Source organism: Hyphomicrobiales bacterium (assembly GCA_002869065.1).
In the GTDB taxonomy this organism is placed as follows: domain Bacteria; phylum Pseudomonadota; class Alphaproteobacteria; order Rhizobiales; family Rhodobiaceae; genus Rhodobium.
On record PKTR01000002.1, the window covers coordinates 498506 to 522180 of the forward strand.

Below are 23675 nucleotides of genomic sequence, written 5' to 3' on the forward strand. Positions count from 1 at the left end.
AAATGGCCATACAGAACGGCATCGCAAAAGCACGGTCTTTAGTTGAGACAATGGCGTTTCCGCGGGCCATCCATAACTCAGCGGTGTTTTCCAAACACATCGTCACGTTGGAAATCGACGGTCGACGACCATTTCCGAGCCGCCCCTCCTCAAGAGCGGATTTTGATGACGTTTTCAGAACCCGCCTTCGGCGCCATTGATGGCAACGCCTTCATCGCCTCCATCCGCATCTGATCGTTGCTGTGAGAATATCGATGCAGCATCACGTGGGTCTTGTGCCCGGTGATCGACATGATGATCGAGTCCGATACGCCCGCGGCCTGAAGCTGGCTTGTGAAGTTGTGGCGGAGATCATGGGGGCGCAGGCTCTCCACGCCGGCAGCGGCGCAAAGCCTCGCCCAGCCTTTTCGGACATTGTTGTGCGGTTTCGAAGTGTCGTACCTGCCCGGGAAGACCCACTGGCTGCCACGCGCGTGAGGCTTCCACGCAACGAGTTCGTCGCCGAGAACGTCACGTAACGGGATGCGGCGCCCCTCACCCGACTTCGAATCTCGCACGACGATGCAATTGTGTTCGAACTGGACGTCTGCCCATCGAAGCGATAGCGCCTCGCCCAGCCGCATTCCCGTATGGAAAAGGACATGGAAGAGCGGTCGCATGAAGTCGGCGGTCCGCGCAGCGGCGTCGAACAGCCGAGCGGTCTCATCTTGAGAGAGAATGCGGTCGCGCACATTGTTCGGGTTCTTCAGCTTGATCCCCTTGGCCGGATTCGTCTGGGAGATCCCGACCCGCTGCGCTTCCGAGAACAGCGATTTCAAGCAGGCCATTTCCCCGTTCACGGTTGCCACCGCCGCGTCCGTGTCCAAACGCGCGTTGTAGTAGGCAAGGCAGTCACGAGACGAGATCGACTCGATCGGCTTTTTCCCGAAGAAGGGCGCCAAGTGCTGGATCAACTGCTGGCGATATTTGTTGGCCGTCCGCAGATGCCGTTTGGCATCGAGGAATGTCGGGATGAAGTCCGCGAGCGTGGTCGGTGTGGCCTTCCGCCTTGGCCGGTAGGTGCCCTCAAAAATGGCGGCTTTCCTGGCCATGAGTACACCCTCGGCCTGAGACCGATTTCGGCAGTTTGGCAACCGCTCCTTAATCTGGTGCGTTGGCGGCGCCACGCCACTTTCGTACTGGCCGGGGACCGGAGCGCGGTACTTGATGTACCATGTCCCCCCTTCGCTACTCTCGTTCCGCCGATATCCGACACCGTTGTGCCAGGCCCATTCGCCAGGTCCGAGTTCGGACAGCTTTATCGTCTTCGTCATCCTGATCACCTCCCGCCCCTAGAACGGACTCTCGTCATCCGGATCGACGCGTGCGGGCATCGGCTTTTTCCGAAGCGGTGAAGGCGGCGAGTTCGTCTCGCGCGGCCATTTCGGAGTCTTCAACCCGGCGTTCTCCAGGTCCTTTTTCATTTCGTACCCAGCTGCCCACGGATCATTCTGCCGGTTGTCACGCCAGATCTGGATATAGTGCTCCAGCCTGTGCCAAAGGACCTCGACATTCATCAGGTCCGGGTTCTTGAGCTCGTTGGTCTCGCTGAAAAACTCGATATGCGCTTCGATGAATGTCCGGCGTTCGTCGTCTTCGAAATCCGAGGGGATGTCTGAATCCGCGAGCATGCGTATTTCGCGCACCCCCTGCCGAACATCCCAATAATCAAGCCAGATACGCTGAGTTACATCTGTTAGCGGAAAGCCATCGACGGTTGTTTCCCGTGCTCGCGCCTGAATCGCATCCTCCACCACCGTGGTGATGCTCTGTCGGCGCAGCTTCGAAACAAACTCCAGAGCGAATCGGGTTTTCGGGTCGAGTCGCAGCGACAGCGTCTGCGTTTTCGATTTCGTATCAGTGGCGCGGGCCATCTGTTCCCCCTTTATCCACATGTGTCCCACAGCATACATGTGTTGCTGTTGCATTACAATGCTGCAGGACGTATTATTCTCTCTCATGAGCCTACGGGCTCCAACAGGCAAACAAAGAGAGCAGGAGGAGCAGTGATGGACCACGTTTCGAAGAGCAAGGAGGGCAAGTATGCCCAGTCGTTTGATCGATATTCGAGATCTTTCCGAGCAGCTTAAGGTCCCGGAAAAGACCATTCGTAACAAGCTAAGCGACGGAAAGTGGCCGTTGCACCCCATACGTATCGGACGATGCCTTCGCTGGCGGCAATCCGATGTCGACGCCTATATCGAAGACCTTGTCGAAACGTCTCGCCGCTTGGCGGCCGGGATTGATGAGGCCTTTCGATAGCGTGCCTCTGCCGATCACATTGGACCCTATGTGGCGGAGGACGAAATGCCCGAGCGACGAAAGCGCCGCACGTACAATCCGCGGCTGGTTCGACGAGACTGCACCTATTCGATCGAGCAGCTTGCGAACCTGTTCAGCGTCCATGCAAACACCATACATCTGTGGCGCCGCGATGGGCTCAGAGCCATCGACGGTCTGCGCCCCATCCTCTTTCATGGCAGCGATATTCAGGCCTTCCTGAACAACCGCCAGGGCAGGCGGAAGGTGAAGTGCGCACCAACGGAATTCTACTGTTGCCGATGCCGTCGACCCCGCGTCCCGTGGGAACGGCTTGTCGACATCGAAATCAGGAACTCAAAGCAGCTTCTTCTGAAAGCCGTCTGTCCCGTTTGCGGGGCCGGCATGAACAAGGCTGGATCGACGGCAAAGATCGGCGAATACCGGAAAATCTTCGACATCCAAACGGTCGCTGGCGAGGGCCTAGCAGTGTGAGCACGTGCCCTCGTTAACTGTGACTAACGGAGATCAAGAAGAATGCCTGAATACAACGCGAGAAACGAACGCATCAAACGCGACTACTTCGCTCTCCTTGCCGAGGCGGACCAGAGGAGTCAGCAAACCATAGACGGGGTCCGCAAAGCGATCAGCCGTTACGAACAATTCACCGAGTTTGCAGACTTCGCTGCGTTCAACAAAGACATGGCCGTCGGCTTCAAGCGCCACCTTCAAGCGGCCAACGCCGTTCGAACCGGCAAGCCGCTTTCACCTGCCACCATCCGTTCGACCTTGTATGCGGTCCAGGAATTCTTCCGCTGGCTGGCGCGCGAACCGGGTTACCGCACGAAAATCCGGCCAGACGATATTCGCTATCTGAACCTGCCGCGCAAGGATCTTGCCGCGGCGCAATCTCCGCGGACCCGGAAGGTGCCGACCATCGAGCAGGTCCGCGCGGCCTTGGCGGCAATGCCGACGGCGACCGAGGTCGAACGGCGCGACCGGGCCCTTATCGCCTTCACCCTGCTGACGGGAATGCGCGATGGCGCGATCGCGTCGCTGAAACTCAAACACATCGACCTCGATCAATGTCTGGTCATCCAGGACCCCAAGGAGATCAAGACCAAGTTCTCGAAACGGATCGAGACGTTCTTCTTCCGGGTCGGCGATGACATCGAGCGCATCGTAACCGACTGGATCCGGCACCTGCGGGAAGAACAGCTATACGGGCACGACGACCCGGTCTTTCCGCGGACGCGCGTCGCGCCGAACGACGATATGCATTTCGAAGCAACGGGGCTTGAGCCCGTCTGCTGGTCATCTGCAGGCCCGATCAGGCGGATCTTTCAGGGCGCGTTCGCCGCAGCCGGCTTGCCGTATTTCTCGCCGCACAGCTTCCGCTCCACGCTCACCATTCTCGGCGAACAGATCTGCCGAACCCCGGAAGACTTCAAGGCATGGTCGCAGAACCTTGGGCATGAAAGCCCGCTGACGACGTTCAACAGCTACGGCAAGGTCGCGATACATCGGCAAGGTCAACTGGTTCGCAATGCCGGAAAACAGGATCCGCAGGACGAAAAGCTCGACCGGATAGCCTCCATGATTGAGAACCTGCACGCTCGCAAGACGTCATAGGGCACCGAGCCGCGTGGTCTGCCGGCGGTTGACTAGGGCTGTCGAAATGGCGCGACCGGCGTGTAGGACGCAGACTATTCCGCTGCCACCCTTCCGGCAGATGAAGCGGACTCCAGTGCCTCGTGCAGCAACGCTTCGAGGAGGCGGGCGCGGGCAGTGTCGGCGGTAATGAGGGCGGCCTCCAGCCGATCGCAGAGGGCCATGAGGGCATCGACCTTCGCCACGATGCGGTGTTGTTCGGCGAGGGGTGGGAGGGGGAAGACCATCTTGCCGAGGTCGGTTATTGAGATGTGCTTGATTGCGACGCCGGCTGTCTTCTGCTGTAATGCGTCTTGCGTTTGCGGCGAGTCCAACACCAGCTTCAAATACCGTCGTTCAAAGTGGCATGAACGAAGCCACATCACAGCGACACTTTGGTTTATGCAGAACGGCAGATGCCTATCCTCTACGATGGCCGTCCTACCAATGGACCCGTCTTTGGTGATTAGGATGTCACCGGGTTGCGGCTTGTCCTTTTCGTTCAAAGCGTCGAATAGCGTTGTGGGGGTCAGACTGGCAGTCTCGAAAATGATCTGGCCTTCGTTAACGTTCTTGCCCGTTACAATTGGCACACCGGTTTCGACATGCTCCACCGGCCGAGTGAAGCCATAGGTGATCCAGTTTGTGATCTGATCCCAGCGCGTCCAGCACCAGCCCGCCGGAGTCAGGCTCCATTTCTCCTCATCGGCGATGGTTGCGACCTTCTTCGGGTTGCGGAGGTTGTGGTCTGCCTTCAGCTTTACGACCTTTTCGAGTTCGTAGGATGCCGGTTCGTCGGTCGGGTCTTGCTCTACCAGTTTACCGCGGACAGCGAGGTTGAGGATGGTCTGGCGGAGGGGTTTGATCTGGTCGGAGCGGGTGGTGAGGGCGGGGAGCGTGGCGAGGGCGAAGCGGGCGTTTGCCGCGAAGTCGGCGGTGTCCGCGTCGGGCGCGGTCAGGCGGGCGAGGCTGGCGGCGGTCAGCCGGTCGCGGGTGGTCTCGCGCGCGGTGCGCGCCGCCTCCAGCCGGTCCAGCAGCGCCATCAGTTCCTCCACCTTTGCCACGATCCGCCGCTGCTCGGCGAGGGGCGGGAGGGGGACAGGCTGGTTGTTTGCCATCTGTGCAGTCAATTCGACCTGATTTGTCGAACCCGCCGCACGATATTCAATGACGCCGTAAACGTGATCCGTGCGAAGCCACGTCCGAACATACTCCGGGTCGGCTTCGAGGCAGCGCACGACAGTGACGTGGCTATCGCAGACGAGCTTTTCAGGCGGATCAGAAAGCCGGATAATTCGGCCAATGGTGCCAGTGCCGGTCGAGTTCCAGAGCAGGTCGCCGTCGCGCAGGAACCTGATTGCCTCGTATTTCTCAAGTGAGTCCAAAGTGACTCGCTTCGCGGCCGCCAGGTCAAGGCCAGTCCACTGTACGCACTTCTGAGAAATCACCGGCGCTCCGTTAGTGGGGGCGTATTTCGGGGATTTGCCGCGTTGGATGTAAGCAGCGATGGTGCCGAGGCGTGCCCAGGTCCATCCAGGAGGAATCGGGAATGGCGGTTCCTCAATTGGCTCCAGTAGCTTCGGCTTTTTGATCTGCCCCACCTTTACCAGCCGCGCCTTTTCCGCGGCGATCCGTTTCAGCAACTCCGATGCTGGTTCGTCGCCCGCCTCCTGCGGCACCAGCTTCCCCCGCACGGCGAGGTCCAGCACGAAGCGGCGCAAGCGGGGAACGGCGTCGGGCGCGTCGGCCACCTGTTCGTAGAGGGCGAGCAAACGATCGACATTCATCGAGTGAGTGCCTCGGACAGGATCGCCTTCAGCTCGTCTCGGAGGGCCGCGACCTCGGCCTCAGCGGCGGTCAAATCCTTGAGCAAAATCTCGGGATCGCCATGGTCCTCGGCCACCGTGTGGGGGTTCTTGATGTCGAGGTTGTAGCCGCGGGCCTTGACCTCGTCAGCGCTGACCTTCCAAGCGCGCTCGGTCTCCTCCCGCCCCTCACGGCGCGGTCCGCCCCACCAGTCGATGCAGTCGGTCAAATGCTCCAGCCGTATGGGCCGGGTCATGGAATAGGCCTTCTGGCCTTCCGGAACACGGTGCTCCCAGAACCATGTCTCCTGCGTCGGCGTTCCCTTCTCGAAGAACAAGAGGTTCGTGCCGATCGAGGCGTAGGGACGGAAGACGGAGTTGGGCAAGCGCACGATGGTGTGGAGGTTGCACTCCTCCATGAGGTGCTCCTTGAGCCTCGTTTTGATGCCTTCGCCGAAGAGCGAGCCATCGGGCAGCACAACCGCCGCGCGGCCGCCCGGTTTCAGGAGGCGGATGATCAAAGCGAGGAAAAGGTCGGCCGTCTCGCGGGTACGGAAGTGTTGAGGAAAGTTCGACTCGATCCCGTCCTCCTCGCGCCCGCCGAAGGGCGGGTTGGTCAGCACAAGGTCCACCCGCTCCGACTGGTCCCAGGAGATGTAGGGGCGGGCGAGCGTGTTATCGTGGCGCAGGAAGGACGGGTCCTCGATGCCATGCAGCAGCATGTTGGTCACCGCGAGCATATGCGGAAGCTGCTTCTTCTCCACCGCGTGAAGGCTCGCCTGCATTGCGGCTTCGTCTTCCGGGCGTTTCACGTAGTGCTTGCGCATGTGACGAATGGCGCAGGTGAGGAAGCCGCCGGTACCGCAAGCGGGATCGAAAAGCACCTCGCCGGGCTTCGGGTCGATCATCTTTGCCATGAAGGCCGTGACGGCACGGGGCGTGTAGTACTCGCCGGCGTTGCCGGCCGATTGCAGGTCATTGAGGATCTGCTCGTAGATGTCGCCGAAGTGCTGCCGATCACTCAGATCGTTGAAGTCGACCCCGTTGATCTTGTTGACCACCTGCCGCATCAGTTGGCCAGACTTCATGAAGTTGAATGCGTCCTCGAAGACGTTGCGAACAGTTCGGGCGCGGGGTGTTGTGGGCGCCAGATCCTTCAGCGAGGGAAAGAGATCGCCATTTATGAAGTCGAGCAACTCCTCGCCGGTGATGCCCTGCGGGTCGGCGGCCCAAGCGCGCCATTGCAGGTGGGCGGGGATGGGCGGGTGGTAATCGTCCTTGAGGAGTTCGAGTTCCTGGTCCTGGTCGTCGATGATCTTGAGGAAAAACATCCAGCAGAGCTGGCTGATGCGCTGCGCATCACCATCGACGCCGGTGTCCTGGCGCATGATGTCCTGGATTGATTTGACGAGAGTGCGGACGGACATGGATCAGGCGGTGTCCCTGTAGAGTTCGGATTGCAGGTCGTGAACGGCCCGCTCGAAGCCGGACTTCCCTCCGAAAGCGCGGATCAGCGCGAAAGGTGTGCCGATGGTGGAAAAGGGTGTGATGCGCAAGATACTCGCGTCATCGAGGTTCAGTACACCTTCGTCGGCATACTTTGCGAGCAGCGCGTCGAGTACGGCGCGAGCCTGATCGCCATATTTGGTGAAGGCGTCGCGCTTCTTGACGTTCTCTGCGCGCTCGCGGCGGGTCAATGGCTTTGCGTCGAAAGCGACGTGACAGATCAAGTCGAAGGGATCGAGGTCGCGGTCCAACTCCTCGACGATAAGATCGAGAGGCAGGCCCGCGGCCGCCAGTTCCTCCAGGATCGCGTGCTTGCGTTCGGCCGCGTTCCAGCGCTTCAGGAAGTCATCAAGGCTGGCAAAGCGCTTGCGCAGCGCACGCTTGGTGAAATCGCGTAGGGATTCCGTGACGAGCTTGCCGTTCTCGTCGAGGTATTCGACCCGCTCGGCGACAATCGAGGCGCCAATGCCATCGACGTAGATCTTTTTCCGCGGCGCTGTGACGGGCGGCACCGGCAAGCCCGGCTGATCGACGATTGTTTCGTCGTCGTCCGGCTCTTCGGGCAGCGGCGTGCCATCCTCGTCGGTCGGAGGCGCGTCCGGCGGATCGACCGGCTCGTCGCCCGTCGGTTCATAGATCTGCACCGGTTCACCATCGAAGTCCGGGTCCGCGAAATGGCTGCTCGCTCCGCGGAAGTCGATGAGCGTGAAGTAATATTTGCGCGTGTCCTCGTGCACGCGGGTTCCGCGCCCGACGATCTGTTTGAACTCGGTCATCGAGCCGACCTCGCGATCAAGCACGATCAGGCGACAGGTCTGCGCGTCCACGCCGGTTGAAAGCAGCCGCGATGTCGTCACGATCACCGGCCATTTGGATTCTGGATCGATGAAGTTGCCGAGCTGTGCCTGGCCCTCTGCGTCACTGCCGGTAATACGCATGACGTAGCGCGCATTCTCGTCAACGAGATCGGCGTTTTCGTTGACCAGCGCCTGGCGCATGCGGGCGGCATGTTCCTGATCGACACAGAACACGATGGCTTTCTGATAGCGGTCGCCGCTTTCCTTGAGAAACTGCGTGATCTTTTTTGCGACGAGCTTCGTGCGGCCGTCGATGACCAGCGTCCGATCGAAATCCTTGGTGTTGTAAATCCGATCTTCGATTTCGTTCCCCGCGCGATCGAGCTGGCCCTTCTCGGGACGATACCCCGACACGTCGCGGTCGATGTGAACCTTGACCACCTTGTAGGGCGCAAGGAAGCCATCGCGGATGCCCTGCTTGAGGGAATACATGAACACCGGATCGCCAAAATACGCGATGTTGGAGACGTATTTCGTTTCCTTCGGCGTCGCTGTCAGGCCGATCTGGGTGGCGGACGAGAAGTATTCGAGGATCTCCCGCCAAGCCGAGTCCTCGGCAGCGCTGCCACGGTGGCACTCGTCGATTACGATCAGATCGAAGAAGTCCGGAGAGAACTCGCGGAAGAGTTTCTGCCGCTCTTCTGGCCCGGTGATGGCCTGATAGAGCCCAAGGTAAACTTCATAGGCGGTGTCGATGCGGCGTTTCTTGTCGAGAGCCAGGCTCAGATCTTCCGAGCTGCCATCCTGCCGTTCTATGGTTTTCGCGTTGGTCGAGAGCTTGGCCATGGCCCCGCCAAAGGGCCGGAAATCATTGACCATCGTCTGGTCGATCAGGACATTCCGGTCGGCAAGAAACAGGATTCGCTTCTTGCGTTTCGCTTTCCACAAACGCCAGATGATCTGAAAGGCCGTGTAAGTTTTCCCGGTACCCGTGGCCATGACCAAAAGCACGCGGTTCTGCCCTTTTGCGATGGCCTCTATCGCGGCATTGACCGCATTCACCTGATAGTAGCGAGGCGTCTTTCCGCTGCCGTCGTCGAAATAGTCCTGAAGGACGATCTTCTCGGCCTCGGTATCGAGGCCTTTCCACGTACGAAACCGAGCCCAAAGGGCATCCGGCGCCGGAAAGGCATCGAGCGAAAGCGTTGTTTCGCGTGGCGTGCTGGCGCCGGTTCGATCGTGGAATACGAACCCGTCACCATTCGAGGAGAATACGAATGGGATGTTCAGCGTCTCTGCGTAGCCAAGTGCCTGCTGGATTCCGTCGCCGACGCTGTGGGTGTTGTCTTTCGCCTCGATCAGCGCGATGGGGATGTTGGGTTTGAAATAGAGGATGTAGTCGGCCCGCTTGCCTTGCCCACGGGTAACCAGCTTTCCCCTTACGATGATCCGACCCTTTGTAAAGCTCACCTCTTCCCGGATCTGCGCCATCACGTCCCAACCGGCCTTGCGAAGGGCCGGCGTGATGAACTTGGTGCTGATGTCGCGTTCCGAAAGGCTGCTTTTGTCCATATCGAAAAGGGAGGGCTCGCTCTGGAAATGCAATCACGCATTGGTTCGGCGAGGATCGCCGATAACGGTCGTTGAATCAAACGCGAAAGTGCTGGGAACGGACGCAAAACGGCACCATTTCCCGCCACATTGGTACCAATACAGTACCAAGGCTGCGAGAGGACGCGGTAAGCCTGAGCGCCAGAAAGTTAAGTCGTTGATTTTATTTTAGAAAAATGGTGCCCAGGGGCGGAATCGAACCACCGACACGCGGATTTTCAATCCGCTGCTCTACCAACTGAGCTACCTGGGCGCCCGTGTCGCGTCGCGGCCACAAGGGTCGGACAAGCGACAAGCCAGCGCGTTATAGTCAGTCCTTTCGCGCCTGTCCAGTTCCCCGGGCGGTAAAAATGCACGACTTTTCGCGATTGCCGGCGCAGTTGCCCGAGACGCCGTCGTTTGGCGGTTTCGGCCTCCCGGCGACCGTCATCGTGCCCGTCCCACTCGCGCCATGCGAAACGGGCCGAGACCGCTAGGAGGTAAACAACGAGGCCGCGGATCCGTCGCCGGCGTGAAATGATCTGCTGCCGGCTCCGCGTTCGTTCCACGCGCTCAGCCACGCGCATCCGGGCCGGTCAGGATCGGCCAGTAGACGACGGAAAAGATCGTGAAGCCGGCGATCCACAAAAGCCCGGAGGTGAAGATCACCGTGTTGTACCAGGCCGGGAACAGGTCGGTGCCGAAGCCGCGCACCAGCGCGGCGATGCCGATCACCGCATAGGCGACACCGATCGATGGCGCCACCTTCAGCGCCCGGCCGGTATGCCCCAGCGAGGCGCGCGTCATGACCGCGAGCGTCATGCCGCCGACGGCACCGATACCCAGCACGTGATAGGCGCCGATGGTGCTCGGAAACTCGAAGAGATAGGCGCATGACAGGGTCGCGAAGCCGAGCACCAGCATGCCGAATCCAAGGTGCAGACTCCACAGGATCGGATCGTGCAGCGTGTCCTGCCAGCGCCAGGCCGACAGGCGGATGCCATTGGCGGCGGCGGCGGCTGCCGCGGCAATGCCGATGACCACGTCAGGCAGGTCAAGCGCGACGGTCAGCGCCAGAATGACGGCGGTCAGAATGCCGGCCCGGTCGGACCAGGCGCGGCTGACCGGCAGCCGGACTTCCTCGCCGCCACGGCGCAGGGCGTTGCGGGTGAAGGCCGGCACGACGCGGCCGCCGATGATGGTGATCATGACGGCGAGCAGGGTGAGGCCGAAATAGAGGCCCGGGATCAGCGTCGAGGACGTCACACCGATCCATTCGAGATGGACCATCAGATTGGCGACGACGAAGGCGGCGAGGACGCCGATGAACACCAGGTTACGCGGCTGCGGATTGCGCCGCATGTTCCAGGCGACACGGGCGATCAGCGGCGGCAGGAAAACGAGATCGACGAACGCGATGAGCGGCGCCGGCAGATAGGTCGAGAACCAGATCGCCAGCCGGCCAGCAAGCCAGACCGCGCCGACGACGGCGACGAAGCGGGCGCGCGCCGTCGGCTCGCCGGTCCAGTTGGGCACGGCGGTGAGGAAGAAGCCGGAGACGACGGCGGCGCCATAGCCGAAAATCATCTCATGGGCGTGCCAATAATGCGGCGCGACGTTGATGGTCGCCTCGACAACCATGCCGTTGGCGGCGTGGATCGCGAGCCAGAGCATCCACGCGGCGAGCGCAAACACCGCGAAGATACCGGCGCTCAGAAAGAAGAAACGAAATCCGGCACTGACGAAGAGCGGCGGCTTGAACCCGCCCTGCGGCCTGGTGCCTATATCGGAATTTGCCATTGTGCCCCTCTCCTGGCGCAAAGAACTCTCGCGCCGGAGGTAACGGTATCCGCCAGCGCGATCGGACCAGTCTGCTCGGTTCGAGCGGGCGGGCCTTGTCCAACGACAAATGCGGCAGAAAATTCTCCTGTTGGCCGCAAAGCGCGCCGTCGCGCGCATGGTGGCGCAAGTCAACTATATGGAAAAGCTTGGAAATTCCGCGTAGCCACTGGCTGAAGCGAAGCCCGGCAGACTCAGTTCCCCGCGCGCTGCTCGCGGGCGATGAGGGCGCGCAGAGCGCTCACATCGCTGATCTCGGCGGTCGAATGATCGATGCGGACGCCGAAGTCGCGCAGCTTGGAAAACGCCCGGGACAGGCTGTAAGGCGTCATCGCCAGGCGGTTGGCGATGAGATTCTTCTCGAACGGCATGCGGACGATCATCTGTCCGTTGGCCTCGTCACCAAGCGAAAGGAGGAACTGCGCCACACGTTGGGTGCCGGACATGCCGCGAATTTCCTCGATCTCGCGAATCAACGAGTGCAGATGCATCGAGGTCGAGGCAAGCATGGCGATCGCGATGTCAGGCACACGACGGATGCGATCGAGCAACCGGTCGGCGGGAACGCGCAGAACACGACAGTCGGATACCGCTTCGCAGGATGCCGGATACAGACCGCTGGTGAAGGCGGCGGCCTCGGCGATGCTGTCACCGCGGCTGAACACATGAATGACGATCTCTTCGCCGCTCTCGCGAACACGGAAGATCTTCAGCCAGCCCTCGAGGACGACGAAAAAAGCATCTGCCGGATCGCCCTGGACAAAAATCATCTGCCCGCGCTCGTAGGACCGAACCGCAGCGCCACGCAGCAATTCCTGCAGTGATTCCTCGTCGACGCCACTGAAGACAGTCGACTTTTGCACTGTCTCGAAATCGCCTGGCTTCATGTCCGTCCGAACCGCTAGCTGTTAACACACTGCCGACTTTCAACGTGAACCGCCCTCCCCGGCGAACGTCGTCGGTCTTGTATCACAGTTTGCTACAATACGTACCAATCCTGATGTCGTAAATCCTATACATTATTTGCCAGTTCTTTCCACAACCATCTGGGTCCAACCAGCGGCTCTGCCTTGCTCTGCGTCAAGGTGCGCGGGCCGGAATTGCCTACAGTCCCGCTGGAGTGCTTGCACATTGCGGCGCTTCGCCCGAAATATAGGAAACCATCCGAGGACCCGGGAAGCAGGTGTCCGACCCTTCCGTTCACTCCCGACGGTGGGGAGATGTTTCCGGCCCGGAATGTGTTTGCGCGTTCAAACGCGGAGAATAGCGTGCCTCGAAAGACCCGTAGTTCCTTGCCGGCCTTGATCATTCTGACGGTCATCGCAACCGTGGCGGTCGGACTTATGGTGTATCTCACCTCGAACGGCGACAGCGGCAAGAAAAACACGCTGGCAGAGATCGGCGGCCCGTTCGAACTCGTGGATTCCAAGGGTCAGACGGTGCGCGACACCGATTTTCGCGGTACCTATCTGCTGGTCTATTTCGGCTATACGTTCTGCCCCGATATCTGCCCGACCTCGCTCAACACCATCGCCGAAGCGTTCGACCAATTGCCGCCGGGAAAGCTCGCGCACATCCAGGCGCTGTTCGTCTCGGTCGATCCGGAGCGGGATTCAGGCGCCGTGCTTGACGACTACACTCAGAACTTCCATCCCAGGATCAAGGGGCTGACGGGGACCCGCGAGCAGATCAACGACATGGTATCGCGCTATCGCGGCACCTACCGGATCACCAAGGACGACGACCCGGACTACTATCCGGTCGACCATTCCTCGATCATTTACCTGATGGACGAGAATGGAAAATACGTGACCCATTTCAGCCACCAGTCGCCGGTCGACAAGGTGCTGGCGAAACTGAACGAGGTCCTGCCCGACTGAGCGTATTCATGACATGCGGGAGCAGGTGTTTGGAGTTGGATACGCAACGACATGATACCGAGAGCAGATCGAATGACACCGCGATACGAGATATGCTCCCGGGCTTCAGAACGAGGAAAAATATGAAAGTGCAGCGTTCCGGCCGCGTGATGGCGGCGTTTCTCGGCATAATGATTTCGGCGGCAGCGTCGCATGCGGCGGCTGCCGACGTTTCCTGGCTGGCGATGCGCGGCGAGACCATTCCGACAAGCGCCTTCTCCGCGGCAGCGAAGGACCACGATCCGGTTCGCATTTGCCGGGTCAGCCATCGCCGCGAAGCCCAAATCGGCATGATTCGGGATTTTTACTGCCAGATCGGCGGGGACGGCATGAGCCGACCGTACAGCATCTATGATGTGCTGATCGCTGCGCCGGGTACTTCGTGGGTGTCGGTCAAGGACGGCGTGCTGCCCGACAACGCCGTTGCACTCAACGAGGAAATGGGGCCGGACATCTTTGCCTGCCGCCTGACCTATGAAGGCACCGTCCTTGTCGGCATGGTGCGCGACGGACGCTGCTCGGCTAGTTTTCTGTTCAGCGAATTGCGTTCCGACGACTTCGAGGTCCTCGCGGCTGAATAAGGGCCGCACCGGACAACAAAAAACACCCGCGCGGCGGCAACCGCCCGCGGGTGTTTTCGTTTGACGTTCCAGATGCCTTATTCGTCGAACGCGTCGCGCAGGCGCACCTGCGCAAGCTGCGCGGTCACGCTGTAGGTTTCCATGTTTGGGCAGGCCGACTTCTTGGCACCGACATCGGCGAAGGCGGCGTCGCGAGCCTTGCTGAACATCTCGCGCACGGCGACCCGGGCGTCTGTGTCCATGTTCTTGTGATCGGCGATGGTGACCATGGTTTCCTTCAGCGGCAGGGCGACCTTGCCGTAGCCGCAGGCGAGACCGGTGCCGGTGACGGCGCCAAGATTGGCGATCGCCCCGTTCTGTGCGTCGGAAAATCCTTCGGCGGCGGCAACCGCGCCGGTGCCGAGGAGGGTGAAAACAAGGGCTGCGCGAATGATCGACATCGCTTTCTCCATTGGTGGGTGATTGGTCAGCCGCGAGGGAGGTCCGGGCTAAGTCCATCCTCCTCGATTGCCGGAACGAGCCAGCGCCCGGCGGCAATCACGACGAGGATGGAGACATTCATGACGAGGGCGTAGATCACGGCCGGGATCATGAAACGGTCGTCCTGCAGCAATTGCACGGCGATGAAAATCGCCAGCGCGACATTCTGCAGGCCGCATTCGACGGTGATCGCGATCGCCGAGCGGATGTTGAGCCCGATCAGCGCAGCGATACCGAAACCAACCGCCATGGTGGCGGCATTGAGACCGACGACGGCGGGGCCAACCTCGGCCCAGTTCGCCTTGATCGGCTCCCACTGGCCCCAGAAGGCCAACAGCACGATGGTGGCGAACACGATGCCCGCAAGGCTGCGCGCCGGCGAGGCAACACGCCGGGCCAACACGGGGAACCGCGCACGAAAGCCCATGCCGAGAACGAGCGGCAGTCCGGTGAGCAGCACGATGGTGACGATGGTACGGCCGACCGGCAGGCTGATCTCGGCGCTGGCCCCGAGGAAGTGCTCAAGGCCGCTGCCGACGATCAACGGCACGGTCAGCATCGCCAGCAGACTGGTGACGATCGTCATGACGATCGACAGTGCCGTGTCGCCGCGCGCGACCATGGTGAGATAGTTCGAGGTGATCCCGCCGGGTGCTGCGGCGAGCACCAGCAGACCGACGGCGAGGACGGGGGAAAGAGCGGCGAAATATGCCAGCGCCAGCGCGATCAGCGGCAGGCCGATGATCTGGGCGGCAAGCCCCCAGCCGAGCGCCTTCCACTGACCCTTGAGGCGGGTGAAGGCGGAAACATGAAGGCCAAGGCCGATCGCGAACATGATGAACGCAAGACCGAGCGGCAGAAAGATCGACTTCATGGCGTAGCGGTTTCCCTGAACCCGGTTTGCCAATGTCAGGTGAAAGGCTGTCCCGGCCGCTGGCGGAGGAGACGGCAATCTCGGAACGGCCTGTTATGGCACGAAAGGATGCGCGCTGTCCTCCGGCAACATTCCGGATATTTCGCCGCTGAGACTAGCGAGGGAATCCGTTCATGCCTACACACAGGGCAAACCATCGGCGACAGCTCTTCGCTAGGGATGGGGGGCTGTCCCCAGGCGGCGAAAACAATACATTCTACGGTCAGTTATCGAAACCGAACGCGGCGCGAACGGTTTTCTTTGAGGACAAACCGCACTAGGGTCAACCGGTGCTGGGAGAGGCGAAAAGCCGAGGTAGCCATATGTCCGCGTTGCGCACGCCACTGCTTCTGATCCTTGCGGTCTGCATTGCCGCATTTGCCATCGACACCAGCCCGGTTCGGGCCGGCACCGAGATCGTCACTGACGACTCCACAGCGATCGCCAAGCCGAGCCGACGCACCTTCGTGCTGACCGATGGCTGGGGCCGGACGATCAGCGACGACGATCTGATCGGCCATTATCTGCTGGTCTATTTCGGCTACACCTTCTGCCCGGATGTCTGCCCGACGAGCATGATCACCATCGCCGAGGTGCTGGACAAACTCGGCGATGACGCCAGCCGGATCGTGCCGCTGTTCATCTCGGTCGATCCCAAGCGCGACACGCCGAAACACCTGCGCGAGTACACCTCGATGTTCGACGAGCGCATCATCGGACTGACGGGCAAAAAGGAATTCATCGACGCCGCGGTCGACGCCTACAACGTGCGCTACGAAATCGTCGAGGCCGACCCGAACGATCCCGACAACTACACGATCGACCATTCGTCGTCGGTGGCCTTCGTCGCACCGGACGGGCGCATCATCACCCGCTTCGGCCACGGCCTGACGACGGATGAAATCGTCCGGCGCATCAAGAAGACGTTCGTGGCAGATCCACTGCAGAACTGACGACGTGCGCGTGTTGCCCATGCATCGCCGCCTCGCATCAGCGCTGATCGCGCTCGGACTGTGCGCAACGGTCTTTCACGGCACGGCATCACCGGTGCGCGCGAGCGCCGACCGCCCTCATCCGCCGGCCTCCAGGGCACTGACCTTCCACGACCAACCGAAACCGGTGACGGATTTCACCTTCAAGGCCGGCGCCGGCGAAAGCCGCAAGCTCGCCGATTATCGCGGCCACGTTCTGGTGGTGAATGTGTGGGCGCCGTGGTGCCTGCCCTGCCGGGAAGAGATGCCGAGTCTCGAGCGGCTGCAACAGGCGGTGAAGGGGCACAGGATCCTTGTGCTGCCGATCTCGGTCGATCGGCGCGGCGCGCGCCAGGTCGAGCTGTTCTATTTGAGCGAAAAGATCGCCGGTCTGCCGACCCTGACGGCTATCGCGCGCGACGCGGTCGCCGCCCTTGGCGAGGAGATCATGCCGTTCACGCTCGTCATCGACCGCGAGGGGCGCGAGCGCGCCCGCATCACCGGGGCCGCGCGGTGGGACGACCCCGCCTTCATCGACTATCTGAAGGGGCTTTAATTGAAACGACCAAAGACGCTGGCGCGTCCGGTCGTTTGGATACTCGCGGATTTCTCGAACGCGCAAAGTGCTTGAGAAATCCGCGAGCGATCGGTCAGACGAGATCCGTCGAGCGGAAGCGCCAATAGCCGATCGCCGCCAGGATGCCGCCGAACACCGCCGGATAGAGGAACGACCAGATCAAATATCCGGTGTGACCGAAGGCATCGAGGATGACATAGGCGGTCGGCCCGAGCAGCACGAGCTGCGGATCGAACAGCATCATCGCCGCGGTGCGGAACACCTGCATGGGGTTGGCGAGCGCCAGCGCGACGATGAAATCGACCGGCAGCTGCTCGCGGATCATCAGGCCGAGCAGGATAAGGTCGAGGAACAGGAGCAGGATCAGCCAGATCAGAAAGGCCGCGCCCTGGGCGATGTCGGTCGAGCGGGCGAGGCTCGAGATGAAGAAGCTGATGCCGAGGAAACACAGCACCAGCGAGGCGAGCAGGCCGGTGTAGAAAATGACATGGGTCCAGGGAACCTCGACGCCACGCGCCGCGCCATAGGCAATGGCCAACAGCATCGCCAGCACCACCGGTGAGACGACGACCAGAAAGCGGCCGAGAAAGCGGCCCCAGTACCAGGCACTCAACGGCACCGGAAAGGACAGCATGTACTCGAAGACGCCGGTCTCGCGGTCGCCGGCCAGCGAACGCACCGTGGTGATCAGCACGAAGACCGGCAGGATCGCCATGGAAAGCTGGATATAGGTCAGCAGCAGGCGCGACAGGCCGGTGAAGCCCATCACGCGGCTCTCGGTGAGACCGAAGGCGAACAGCGTCGCGATCAGCCCGCCGAAGACGAGCACATAGATGAGATACCAGCGCGCGCGCAGCGATTCGGAGATATCCAGGCGAGCGGATTGCAGAAGACTGGTCATGTCACCCTTTCGGCTGAGCGTGGTCGTGTCCGTCGTCCGCAACGCCTTCCGGCAGGCAAAGGCTCGACGGCCCCTTCTCGATCACGACCTTGCGCATCTCGTCGAAGGAGACAGTGTTCTCGCGGGCGGTGCCAAGCGCGGCATAGCCGTAGTCCATCGGCGTGATTTGACCGGGCAGGAAATGCGCCTTGCGCGCATCGAGCCAGGTCTTGCCGTCTTCGGCATCCATCACCCAGATCTCGGTCTTCGGATCGTCCTTCCACTCTTCCTGCTGGAGAAAGTGGATGGCGTCGCCGATATCGTCGAAGAAGAAGACCTTGTTCTTCGGCCCGCCGCGCACTTCGGCGGCGTAGCGCGGATCGGAAATGATCATCCGGCACAGTTCACAGAGCTGGCGGTCGTAGCGGATGTCGACCGGGCCGGTGTCGGCCTCGCCGAAACAGGCGCCGAGCGGCAGGGCGACCGCCGTGCACACGAGGCCCTGCAGGAAAGGCCGCCGTCCGATCCGATATGCGCCACGCCGTGCCGTCATGTGCGCTTCTCCGCGTTCCCGTTGGAGCCGGAGGCGGCGGTGAGTTCGAAACTGCGCAACAGTCCGGCATAGCGCGTGATCATGCCGAGGAAACGGATCCGGTCGGGGCCCGGGACGTCGCCGTTCCAGGCGGTGCCGGATTCGTTGGCGACAAAACCCCATTCGCCGACCGCCTTGGCGAACGCCGCGTCGGGTTCGCCCAGTGTGACGACGCATTTCTGCAGACTGCCCGGATCGACGGTTTCCACGACGCGGTCATCCAGGATGACGCGGCCGCGGTCCATTTCGACCACACGATTGACGAGGCCGGAGATTTCTTCCAGCCGGTGGGACGAAATGATCATGCCGCGGTCGAGGCGTTCGGCGAGCAGGCCGAACAGCACACGGCGGGCGGCGGGGTCGAGGTTGGCGGTCGGTTCGTCGAAGATCAGCACGCGGGATTCGCGACCAAGCGCGACGGCGACGAGAATCTTTTGCTTCTGGCCGCCCGACAACTTGAAGAACGGCTTGCCGCTGACCTCGGCCAGGTCGAGGCCGAGGCGTTCGCCGATCTCTTCCATATGGGCGGGATCGGCGTTGCAGGTCTTGGCGGCGAAGCGCAGCAGGTCGCGCACCGGCATTTTCAGCGGCGGCGGCATCTGCGGGACGAAGGCGATATCGCTAAGGACGGCGCGGCGCTCACGGCGCGGCCGGCGGCCACCGACCGTGATCTCGCCCTGATGGGTGTACTCCCCCAACAGGCAGCGGATCATGGTCGTCTTGCCGGCCCCGTTGGCGCCGATCAGGGCAATCCGGTCGCCCGCGGCAATCGACAGCGACAGGCTGTCGAGGACCCGCTGGCGTCGGAAAACCTTGGTAACGCCGTCCAGTTGGATCACAGCAAATCTCCCAGTCCCTTAAGACGGAACGTCAACGCGCCGGTCGGACAGGCATCGACGCACATGCCGCAGCGGGTGCAGTCGGCACCGATATCCATATGCACGTCCTCCGCCCGGTTCTTCTTGGTCATCTCAAGCACGTGCGGCACCATGCAGACCTTGCGGCATTCGCCTTCATGCAGGCAGTGCTCGAGCTTGTACTGCACCTTGACCGGAGATGTGGTGCCGATCAGGCCGTAGGTAAACCCGATCGGACAGATATATCGACACCAGAACCGCCGGATATAGAAAATTTCGATCAGCAGCAAGATGGCGACCCATGCGACGGCTATGCCACCGCCATAAATCAGCGAGCGGCTGACGATGCCGACCGGCGAAATGGTTTCGAAGACGGTGTAGCCGGTGACGAGCGCGAGCAACGCGAACACCACGTAGAGCACCGTGCGGGTTCCGCGATGCAGCGGATGGTCGGACACGACCTTCTTGTCGGCGAGCTTGAGATGCAGCATCTCGGCGAGCTCGGCCAGCAAGTGGTACGGGCAGACCCAGGAGCAGAACGAGCGGCCGCCGACGAACCACCACAGGAGGCCGACGGTGACAACGCCGATCACCAGATTGATGAGGATTTCCTTCTGGGCGAGCACGACCTGCAGGGCGGAATTGAGGTCGGCCATATGGAAGCCGACGAAACGCGATGCGGTCAGGGCGCCCTCGACGAGCTGAACGTCGAAATGGAAGGAGACGATGAACATCAGGTTGATCAGAATGATCGATGCCCAGCGACGGCCCTTCCACTTGTAGCTCTTTTCCTTGTTGTCGAACTCTTCCTTGATCAGCTGGATGCGCAGTTTCTTCTGCTCGGGCGTCTGCTTGAAGGCGTGCAGCTCGGCTGCCGCCGGCGTGTAGTCTTCCTTTTCCAGGCGCCGCGGTTCGGCACCGAACAACAGGCGCAGGGACTCGATAAACTGTCTCATGCCGTCCCCCACAGTTTGCGTTCGTCGATCACGATGCAGGCCGGATCGACGGGACAGATCATTTCGCACATGCCGCAGCCGACGCAGGCCTCATGCACCACGGGCGTGCGGCGCTTGTCATCGGCGTTGCCGTCGATCGGTTCCAGCGAGATCGCGTTCTCGATCGGGCATTCACGGACGCACAGATCGCACAGCTCGACGTCGTAGGGATGGTCGGCGACGGGAATCGGGTTCCAGCGGTCGATCTCGGTGTAGCGATGGATGCCGGGGAAGTCGGGGCCCCGCGCAAGGCCCTTGAAGCCTTCGCCCTTGCGCGCCAGGCACGCCTCGGGGCGGGCAAGGCGGGCGAGCCCCATGCGAACCTGTTCCTTCTTGTCGATGGCGTGGGTCAGCGCCCCGGTCGGACAGGCCAGCACGCACTGGACAGCGTCGCAGGAGAAGTCGCAGGCCTGCTTGCGCGCATCGATATACGGAACGCCGATTCCGAAGCCATCGCCGGCGTCGGCCAGCTTGATCGCCTCAACGGGACAGACCTGAACGCACTGCCCACACTTGATGCAGGAGGCGAGGAACGGTTTTTCCGCAAGCGCGCCGGGAGGACGCAGACGCTTGGCGATATCACGCAGAACGGGGACATACCCCATCAGCGAGAGGGCAACGGTTGCCGAACCGGCGAGCGCTGACAGTAACAGCGTGCGCCGCTGGGTCCGTTGCTTGGCAGTGAGCTTTTTGGCCATACCCTTTTCGCTCCTGGTTGTAATTTGGCGATCCCGGTCAGTTGCCGAGAATTCCGAACGGATCGACGCGTTCTACGCCGGCCTCGGCCGGTTTCTCCGAAGCGGTCTTGGCTTCGAACTCGCGCGTCATGCGGGGTTCGGCATCCTGAAGCATCACGAGAGGATCACTGAACGGCGCCAGCCGTTCGAGAAAGTCGAGCGCCGACAGAAGCGGCGTTCCCTTGAAGAAGGCAGCCGGCGGCACGTCCATCCAGACGCGGTCGGCGTAGACCATCATTGTATAGGCCTTGTCGCCGGTGCCGTTCTGGTCGTGGTCGAAACCTTCGAAATCGTCCCAGTAGTTGGCTTCCCAGGTGTTGCGGGTGGCGCCGGCGAACTCGCCGACGGAAGCCTGCTGGATATTGTTGACGAAGACGTTGTCGATGAACACGTTGCCCGGCCAATCGGTCAGGAAGCGCGCGCCGATCGTGTTGAAGGCCACCGTATTGCGGTAGATCCGGTTGGTGGTGTCGGGCTGGAACGGCGACATGTCGAGATAGATGCCGGTGGCATTGTAGAGGATCTCGTTGTCGGTGATCTCGACGTTGCTGGTCTCTTTCAGTCCGACCCCGATGCCGGTCGGGCCGAGCGCCTGGAACATCCGGTTGTTCCGCACCACGACATCGTCGGAATACATCAGGAAGATGCCGACGGAGTTCTTGTCGAAGCTGTTGCCCTCGACGAGATTGTATTTCGAGTACATGAAGTGCAGACCGTAGCGGCCGTTGTGCACGTCATTGTCGGCGATGCGGTTCTCCGAGGAATACCAGATCACCATGTCGCGCGAGCCGGTGACGGTGTTGTTCTCGACCTTGTTGTGCTTGGCGTACCACAGCCGGATCGCATCGCCCTTGACGCCAAGGGTGGCGTCGGACTTCGAGGAGATCTTGTTGCGGCGAACGATGTTGTTGTCCGCCTGCTGGATGTCGACGCCGAACAGGCATTCGTCGATGACGTTGTCCTTGACGACATTGTAATCGCCTTCGAGGCGGATGCCGGCATCGATGTCGTTGTGGGAATCGCCCGAATTCGTGACGTGCAGGTTCTTGATCGTCGTGCCGTTGGTGTAGACGCTGATCACCGTGCCCTTGCCACCGGCGTCGATGGTCGCCTTGCCGCCGCCATCGATGGTGATCGGCCGCTCGATCGAGATCGGCCCCTGGTAGACGCCAGGCGCCAGTTCGAGCACCGCCTTGTCCTCGGCTGCGTCGATCAGCGGCTGCAGCGGGATCGGCACGCGGGCCTCGGTCTCGGCCGCATCCGGGGTTGCGATGTGCATCACGGCGACGGTGCCAAGAAGAACCACGCCAAGCACCGCCGCGAAATGGCGAAAATGCGCGTTCACTGCCTGTCTCCTCGCGCCCCGGGCACTGAACCCGGGGGCTGCCTCACTTCGAAATGGCGACAGGCGGCCCGCATTCCCCGTCTTGGCGAGCCGCCCATTTGCCGAGTGATCAGCCTTGTGCCGATTCCTTCAGCGACTTGCGCCGCAGCAGGGTGGCCAGCAGCAACGCCAACGACGACAGCAACATCAGACCGAAGCCGATATTCGGATAGGAGTGCGTGGTGAACTGCGCCACCTTGCCCTGCCCGAACACGGTCGGCATGAACGGCTTCAGCGTGAAGGCACCCATCTCGTTGAGGCTATGGCCATACCACCACAGCCAGGCCGAATATTCGATGATGAAGAAGACCGGCAGCAGCATCGGGATCAGAACGACAATCCAGTACAGCATCCCGCCCGTCTTCCAGCCCGCGATCATCATGGCGACCATGCCGAGGATGATGACGACGAACAACGCATGGCTGACGAATTCCATCGTCCTGGCCATCGGGTCGATTTCCTGCGGGTTGTTGAACCAGCGACCGAGGTTCTTGTGGTAGTGCCAGATCAGCGTATCGATGCCGGCCCCGGTCCACTGCTTGCGCTCGGCTTCGGGCTTGCGGGTCTGATCCTGATTGAAGTTCTGCTTCAGCGTGCGGATATTGTCTTCCTTGCTCGCCGTTACCGCAGTCTCCGCATTGATCGTGTCAAGCGCCGGAGCAGGTGCCGCGCCGGTTTCCTTCTGCGAATCCAGCATCGACTGGCGCAGCGCCTCGATGATCGGATTGAGCTCGGTCTCTTCCTTGTCCGCTTCGCTTTCGAAGTCGGCCTGGTCGAGCGCGGTCACCAGCGCCGAGATGTACTGGCTGTTCTGATATTTCAGCCCGCCTTCGGTGTAGGAGGTCAGGTACATCCAGACCGCAACGAAGGTGAAGCCGACCGCCATGATGCCGAGGCGCAAGCGCCGGTCGACGAACAGGAAGCCCGCCAGCATGACGCCGAGCATCGACAGCAGGAAGGGTGAGAAAGCCTTTTCGACGACGCCGCCCGATGCGATCGGGTACATGCCGACGAAGTGGTTGATGGTGTCCATCTCGTGGACGCAATCGAGCGCAACATCTTCGTCAATCTCGGCTTTTTCGACCTTCTCGCAGCCGTTGAAAACGCCGTTCATGTGGAAGTTGATACGCACGCCGTCGGGAAATGCCTCGGGCGGATAGTTCGGTGCGGTCAGCGACACCCACCAGATGGGGGCGAAGTAGATCGCCGCGATCAAGACCATGGAGACCAGAATGAGTCCCTTGGTGACGAATTCCCGTTTTGTATTCACGCCTGCGCTCATCGGCTTTTTATCCTGGACACCC

Annotated in this window: 23 protein-coding genes and 1 tRNA gene; 7 read left to right on the forward strand and 17 right to left on the reverse strand. The window is 61.3% G+C overall.

Features of this window, described 5'->3' with window-relative positions:
* Nucleotides 1-149: 149 nt before the first annotated feature.
* Nucleotides 150-1313: a hypothetical protein gene (locus C0606_06045; GenBank protein ID PLX37825.1), complete on the reverse strand. Its 1164-nt coding sequence runs from the start codon at nucleotides 1311-1313 to the stop codon at nucleotides 150-152.
* Nucleotides 1314-1331: 18 nt separating this feature from the next.
* Complete coding sequence (locus C0606_06050) at nucleotides 1332-1913, reverse strand: hypothetical protein (protein ID PLX37826.1); 582 nt, start codon at nucleotides 1911-1913, stop codon at nucleotides 1332-1334.
* A 169-nt stretch (nucleotides 1914-2082) separates the two neighbouring features.
* On the opposite strand from C0606_06050, the gene C0606_06055 reads away from it, so the two are divergent.
* Genes C0606_06055 through C0606_06065 form a run of 3 tightly spaced genes read left to right on the forward strand, consistent with a single transcriptional unit; the run spans nucleotide 2083 to nucleotide 3930 of the window.
* The gene (locus tag C0606_06055; GenBank protein ID PLX37827.1) at nucleotides 2083-2301 is read left to right on the forward strand and encodes an excisionase; all 219 of its coding nucleotides are present in this window, start codon (nucleotides 2083-2085) and stop codon (nucleotides 2299-2301) included.
* A gap of 45 nt (nucleotides 2302-2346) precedes the next feature.
* Nucleotides 2347-2793, forward strand: coding sequence for a DNA-binding protein (locus C0606_06060; protein ID PLX37828.1), 447 nt, complete (start codon nucleotides 2347-2349; stop codon nucleotides 2791-2793).
* A 42-nt stretch (nucleotides 2794-2835) separates the two neighbouring features.
* Nucleotides 2836-3930 (forward strand): recombinase XerC, encoded by a 1095-nt coding sequence (locus tag C0606_06065; protein ID PLX37829.1) that lies wholly within the window; start codon nucleotides 2836-2838, stop codon nucleotides 3928-3930.
* A gap of 74 nt (nucleotides 3931-4004) precedes the next feature.
* Here C0606_06065 and C0606_06070 read toward each other — a convergent pair whose 3' ends face one another.
* The 6 genes from C0606_06070 to C0606_06095 all read right to left on the reverse strand — a co-directional run bounded on the left by C0606_06070 (nucleotide 4005) and on the right by C0606_06095 (nucleotide 12372).
* Nucleotides 4005-5735 carry a restriction endonuclease subunit S gene (locus tag C0606_06070; GenBank protein ID PLX37830.1) on the reverse strand — a complete coding sequence of 577 codons (1731 nt, stop codon included), beginning with the start codon at nucleotides 5733-5735 and terminating at the stop codon, nucleotides 4005-4007.
* Nucleotides 5732-7180, reverse strand: a complete 1449-nt coding sequence (locus C0606_06075) for a DNA methyltransferase (GenBank protein ID PLX37831.1) — start codon at nucleotides 7178-7180, stop codon at nucleotides 5732-5734. Before C0606_06075 ends, C0606_06070 begins: the two co-directional genes overlap by 4 nt.
* 3 nt (nucleotides 7181-7183) lie before the next feature.
* Nucleotides 7184-9628: a restriction endonuclease gene (locus C0606_06080; protein PLX38706.1), complete on the reverse strand. Its 2445-nt coding sequence runs from the start codon at nucleotides 9626-9628 to the stop codon at nucleotides 7184-7186.
* A gap of 216 nt (nucleotides 9629-9844) precedes the next feature.
* Nucleotides 9845-9920 (reverse strand) — tRNA-Phe (locus tag C0606_06085).
* A gap of 299 nt (nucleotides 9921-10219) precedes the next feature.
* Complete coding sequence (locus tag C0606_06090) at nucleotides 10220-11446, reverse strand: NnrS family protein (protein ID PLX37832.1); 1227 nt, start codon at nucleotides 11444-11446, stop codon at nucleotides 10220-10222.
* Nucleotides 11447-11679: 233 nt separating this feature from the next.
* The gene (locus C0606_06095; GenBank protein PLX37833.1) at nucleotides 11680-12372 is read right to left on the reverse strand and encodes a cyclic nucleotide-binding protein; all 693 of its coding nucleotides are present in this window, start codon (nucleotides 12370-12372) and stop codon (nucleotides 11680-11682) included.
* 333 nt (nucleotides 12373-12705) lie between these two features.
* On the opposite strand from C0606_06095, the gene C0606_06100 reads away from it, so the two are divergent.
* A complete protein-coding gene (locus tag C0606_06100; protein PLX37834.1) occupies nucleotides 12706-13365 on the forward strand; it encodes an SCO family protein in 660 nt (219 codons plus the stop codon).
* An 8-nt stretch (nucleotides 13366-13373) separates the two neighbouring features.
* Nucleotides 13374-13985 (forward strand): hypothetical protein, encoded by a 612-nt coding sequence (locus tag C0606_06105; GenBank protein ID PLX37835.1) that lies wholly within the window; start codon nucleotides 13374-13376, stop codon nucleotides 13983-13985.
* 77 nt (nucleotides 13986-14062) lie between these two features.
* Here the strand turns inward: C0606_06105 and C0606_06110 are convergent, their stop codons facing one another.
* Entirely contained in the window at nucleotides 14063-14437 is a 375-nt protein-coding gene (locus C0606_06110; GenBank protein PLX37836.1) for a hypothetical protein, read from the reverse strand.
* Nucleotides 14438-14451: 14 nt separating this feature from the next.
* Nucleotides 14452-15339: a bile acid:sodium symporter gene (locus tag C0606_06115; GenBank protein ID PLX37837.1), complete on the reverse strand. Its 888-nt coding sequence runs from the start codon at nucleotides 15337-15339 to the stop codon at nucleotides 14452-14454.
* A 362-nt stretch (nucleotides 15340-15701) separates the two neighbouring features.
* On the opposite strand from C0606_06115, the gene C0606_06120 reads away from it, so the two are divergent.
* Together C0606_06120 and C0606_06125 are read left to right on the forward strand one after the other, a co-directional pair.
* The gene (locus tag C0606_06120; GenBank protein PLX37838.1) at nucleotides 15702-16331 is read left to right on the forward strand and encodes an SCO family protein; all 630 of its coding nucleotides are present in this window, start codon (nucleotides 15702-15704) and stop codon (nucleotides 16329-16331) included.
* Nucleotides 16276-16905, forward strand: a complete 630-nt coding sequence (locus tag C0606_06125; GenBank protein PLX37839.1) for a TlpA family protein disulfide reductase — start codon at nucleotides 16276-16278, stop codon at nucleotides 16903-16905. Before C0606_06120 ends, C0606_06125 begins: the two co-directional genes overlap by 56 nt.
* 94 nt (nucleotides 16906-16999) lie before the next feature.
* Here C0606_06125 and C0606_06130 read toward each other — a convergent pair whose 3' ends face one another.
* From C0606_06130 to C0606_06160, 7 genes are all read right to left on the reverse strand, one after another.
* Complete coding sequence (locus tag C0606_06130) at nucleotides 17000-17827, reverse strand: ABC transporter permease (GenBank protein ID PLX37840.1); 828 nt, start codon at nucleotides 17825-17827, stop codon at nucleotides 17000-17002.
* A 1-nt stretch (nucleotide 17828) separates the two neighbouring features.
* Nucleotides 17829-18359, reverse strand: coding sequence for a protein NosL (locus C0606_06135; GenBank protein PLX37841.1), 531 nt, complete (start codon nucleotides 18357-18359; stop codon nucleotides 17829-17831).
* On the reverse strand, nucleotides 18356-19237 hold the full coding sequence (locus tag C0606_06140; GenBank protein ID PLX37842.1) for an ABC transporter ATP-binding protein: 882 nt from the start codon (nucleotides 19235-19237) through the stop codon (nucleotides 18356-18358). Before C0606_06140 ends, C0606_06135 begins: the two co-directional genes overlap by 4 nt.
* On the reverse strand, nucleotides 19234-20211 hold the full coding sequence (locus C0606_06145; GenBank protein PLX37843.1) for a NapH/MauN family ferredoxin-type protein: 978 nt from the start codon (nucleotides 20209-20211) through the stop codon (nucleotides 19234-19236). Before C0606_06145 ends, C0606_06140 begins: the two co-directional genes overlap by 4 nt.
* Nucleotides 20208-20948 (reverse strand): 4Fe-4S ferredoxin, encoded by a 741-nt coding sequence (locus C0606_06150; protein ID PLX37844.1) that lies wholly within the window; start codon nucleotides 20946-20948, stop codon nucleotides 20208-20210. Before C0606_06150 ends, C0606_06145 begins: the two co-directional genes overlap by 4 nt.
* Nucleotides 20949-20985: 37 nt before the next feature.
* The gene (locus C0606_06155) at nucleotides 20986-22332 is read right to left on the reverse strand and encodes a nitrous oxide reductase family maturation protein NosD (GenBank protein ID PLX37845.1); all 1347 of its coding nucleotides are present in this window, start codon (nucleotides 22330-22332) and stop codon (nucleotides 20986-20988) included.
* A 109-nt stretch (nucleotides 22333-22441) separates the two neighbouring features.
* On the reverse strand, nucleotides 22442-23485 hold the full coding sequence (locus C0606_06160) for a hypothetical protein (GenBank protein PLX38707.1): 1044 nt from the start codon (nucleotides 23483-23485) through the stop codon (nucleotides 22442-22444).
* Between the last annotated feature and the right edge of the window lie 190 nt (nucleotides 23486-23675).

Bases quoted from the DNA above. Each gene is read 5' to 3' on its own strand.
- C0606_06095 (PLX37833.1), bottom strand. From the start codon at position 12,372: ATGAAGCCAGGCGATTTCGAGACAGTGCAAAAGTCGACTGTCTTCAGT.
- C0606_06080 (PLX38706.1), bottom strand. From the start codon at position 9,628: ATGGACAAAAGCAGCCTTTCGGAACGCGACATCAGCACCAAGTTCATC.
- C0606_06100 (PLX37834.1), top strand. From the start codon at position 12,706: ATGTTTCCGGCCCGGAATGTGTTTGCGCGTTCAAACGCGGAGAATAGC.
- C0606_06045 (PLX37825.1), bottom strand. From the start codon at position 1,313: ATGACGAAGACGATAAAGCTGTCCGAACTCGGACCTGGCGAATGGGCC.
- C0606_06050 (PLX37826.1), bottom strand. From the start codon at position 1,913: ATGGCCCGCGCCACTGATACGAAATCGAAAACGCAGACGCTGTCGCTG.
- C0606_06120 (PLX37838.1), top strand. From the start codon at position 15,702: ATGTCCGCGTTGCGCACGCCACTGCTTCTGATCCTTGCGGTCTGCATT.
- C0606_06105 (PLX37835.1), top strand. From the start codon at position 13,374: ATGACATGCGGGAGCAGGTGTTTGGAGTTGGATACGCAACGACATGAT.
- C0606_06145 (PLX37843.1), bottom strand. From the start codon at position 20,211: ATGAGACAGTTTATCGAGTCCCTGCGCCTGTTGTTCGGTGCCGAACCG.
- C0606_06115 (PLX37837.1), bottom strand. From the start codon at position 15,339: ATGAAGTCGATCTTTCTGCCGCTCGGTCTTGCGTTCATCATGTTCGCG.
- C0606_06070 (PLX37830.1), bottom strand. From the start codon at position 5,735: ATGAATGTCGATCGTTTGCTCGCCCTCTACGAACAGGTGGCCGACGCG.
- C0606_06150 (PLX37844.1), bottom strand. From the start codon at position 20,948: ATGGCCAAAAAGCTCACTGCCAAGCAACGGACCCAGCGGCGCACGCTG.
- C0606_06065 (PLX37829.1), top strand. From the start codon at position 2,836: ATGCCTGAATACAACGCGAGAAACGAACGCATCAAACGCGACTACTTC.
- C0606_06135 (PLX37841.1), bottom strand. From the start codon at position 18,359: ATGACGGCACGGCGTGGCGCATATCGGATCGGACGGCGGCCTTTCCTG.
- C0606_06075 (PLX37831.1), bottom strand. From the start codon at position 7,180: ATGTCCGTCCGCACTCTCGTCAAATCAATCCAGGACATCATGCGCCAG.
- C0606_06090 (PLX37832.1), bottom strand. From the start codon at position 11,446: ATGGCAAATTCCGATATAGGCACCAGGCCGCAGGGCGGGTTCAAGCCG.
- C0606_06125 (PLX37839.1), top strand. From the start codon at position 16,276: ATGAAATCGTCCGGCGCATCAAGAAGACGTTCGTGGCAGATCCACTGC.
- C0606_06130 (PLX37840.1), bottom strand. From the start codon at position 17,827: ATGACCAGTCTTCTGCAATCCGCTCGCCTGGATATCTCCGAATCGCTG.
- C0606_06055 (PLX37827.1), top strand. From the start codon at position 2,083: ATGCCCAGTCGTTTGATCGATATTCGAGATCTTTCCGAGCAGCTTAAG.
- C0606_06110 (PLX37836.1), bottom strand. From the start codon at position 14,437: ATGGAGAAAGCGATGTCGATCATTCGCGCAGCCCTTGTTTTCACCCTC.
- C0606_06060 (PLX37828.1), top strand. From the start codon at position 2,347: ATGCCCGAGCGACGAAAGCGCCGCACGTACAATCCGCGGCTGGTTCGA.
- C0606_06160 (PLX38707.1), bottom strand. From the start codon at position 23,485: ATGAACGGCGTTTTCAACGGCTGCGAGAAGGTCGAAAAAGCCGAGATT.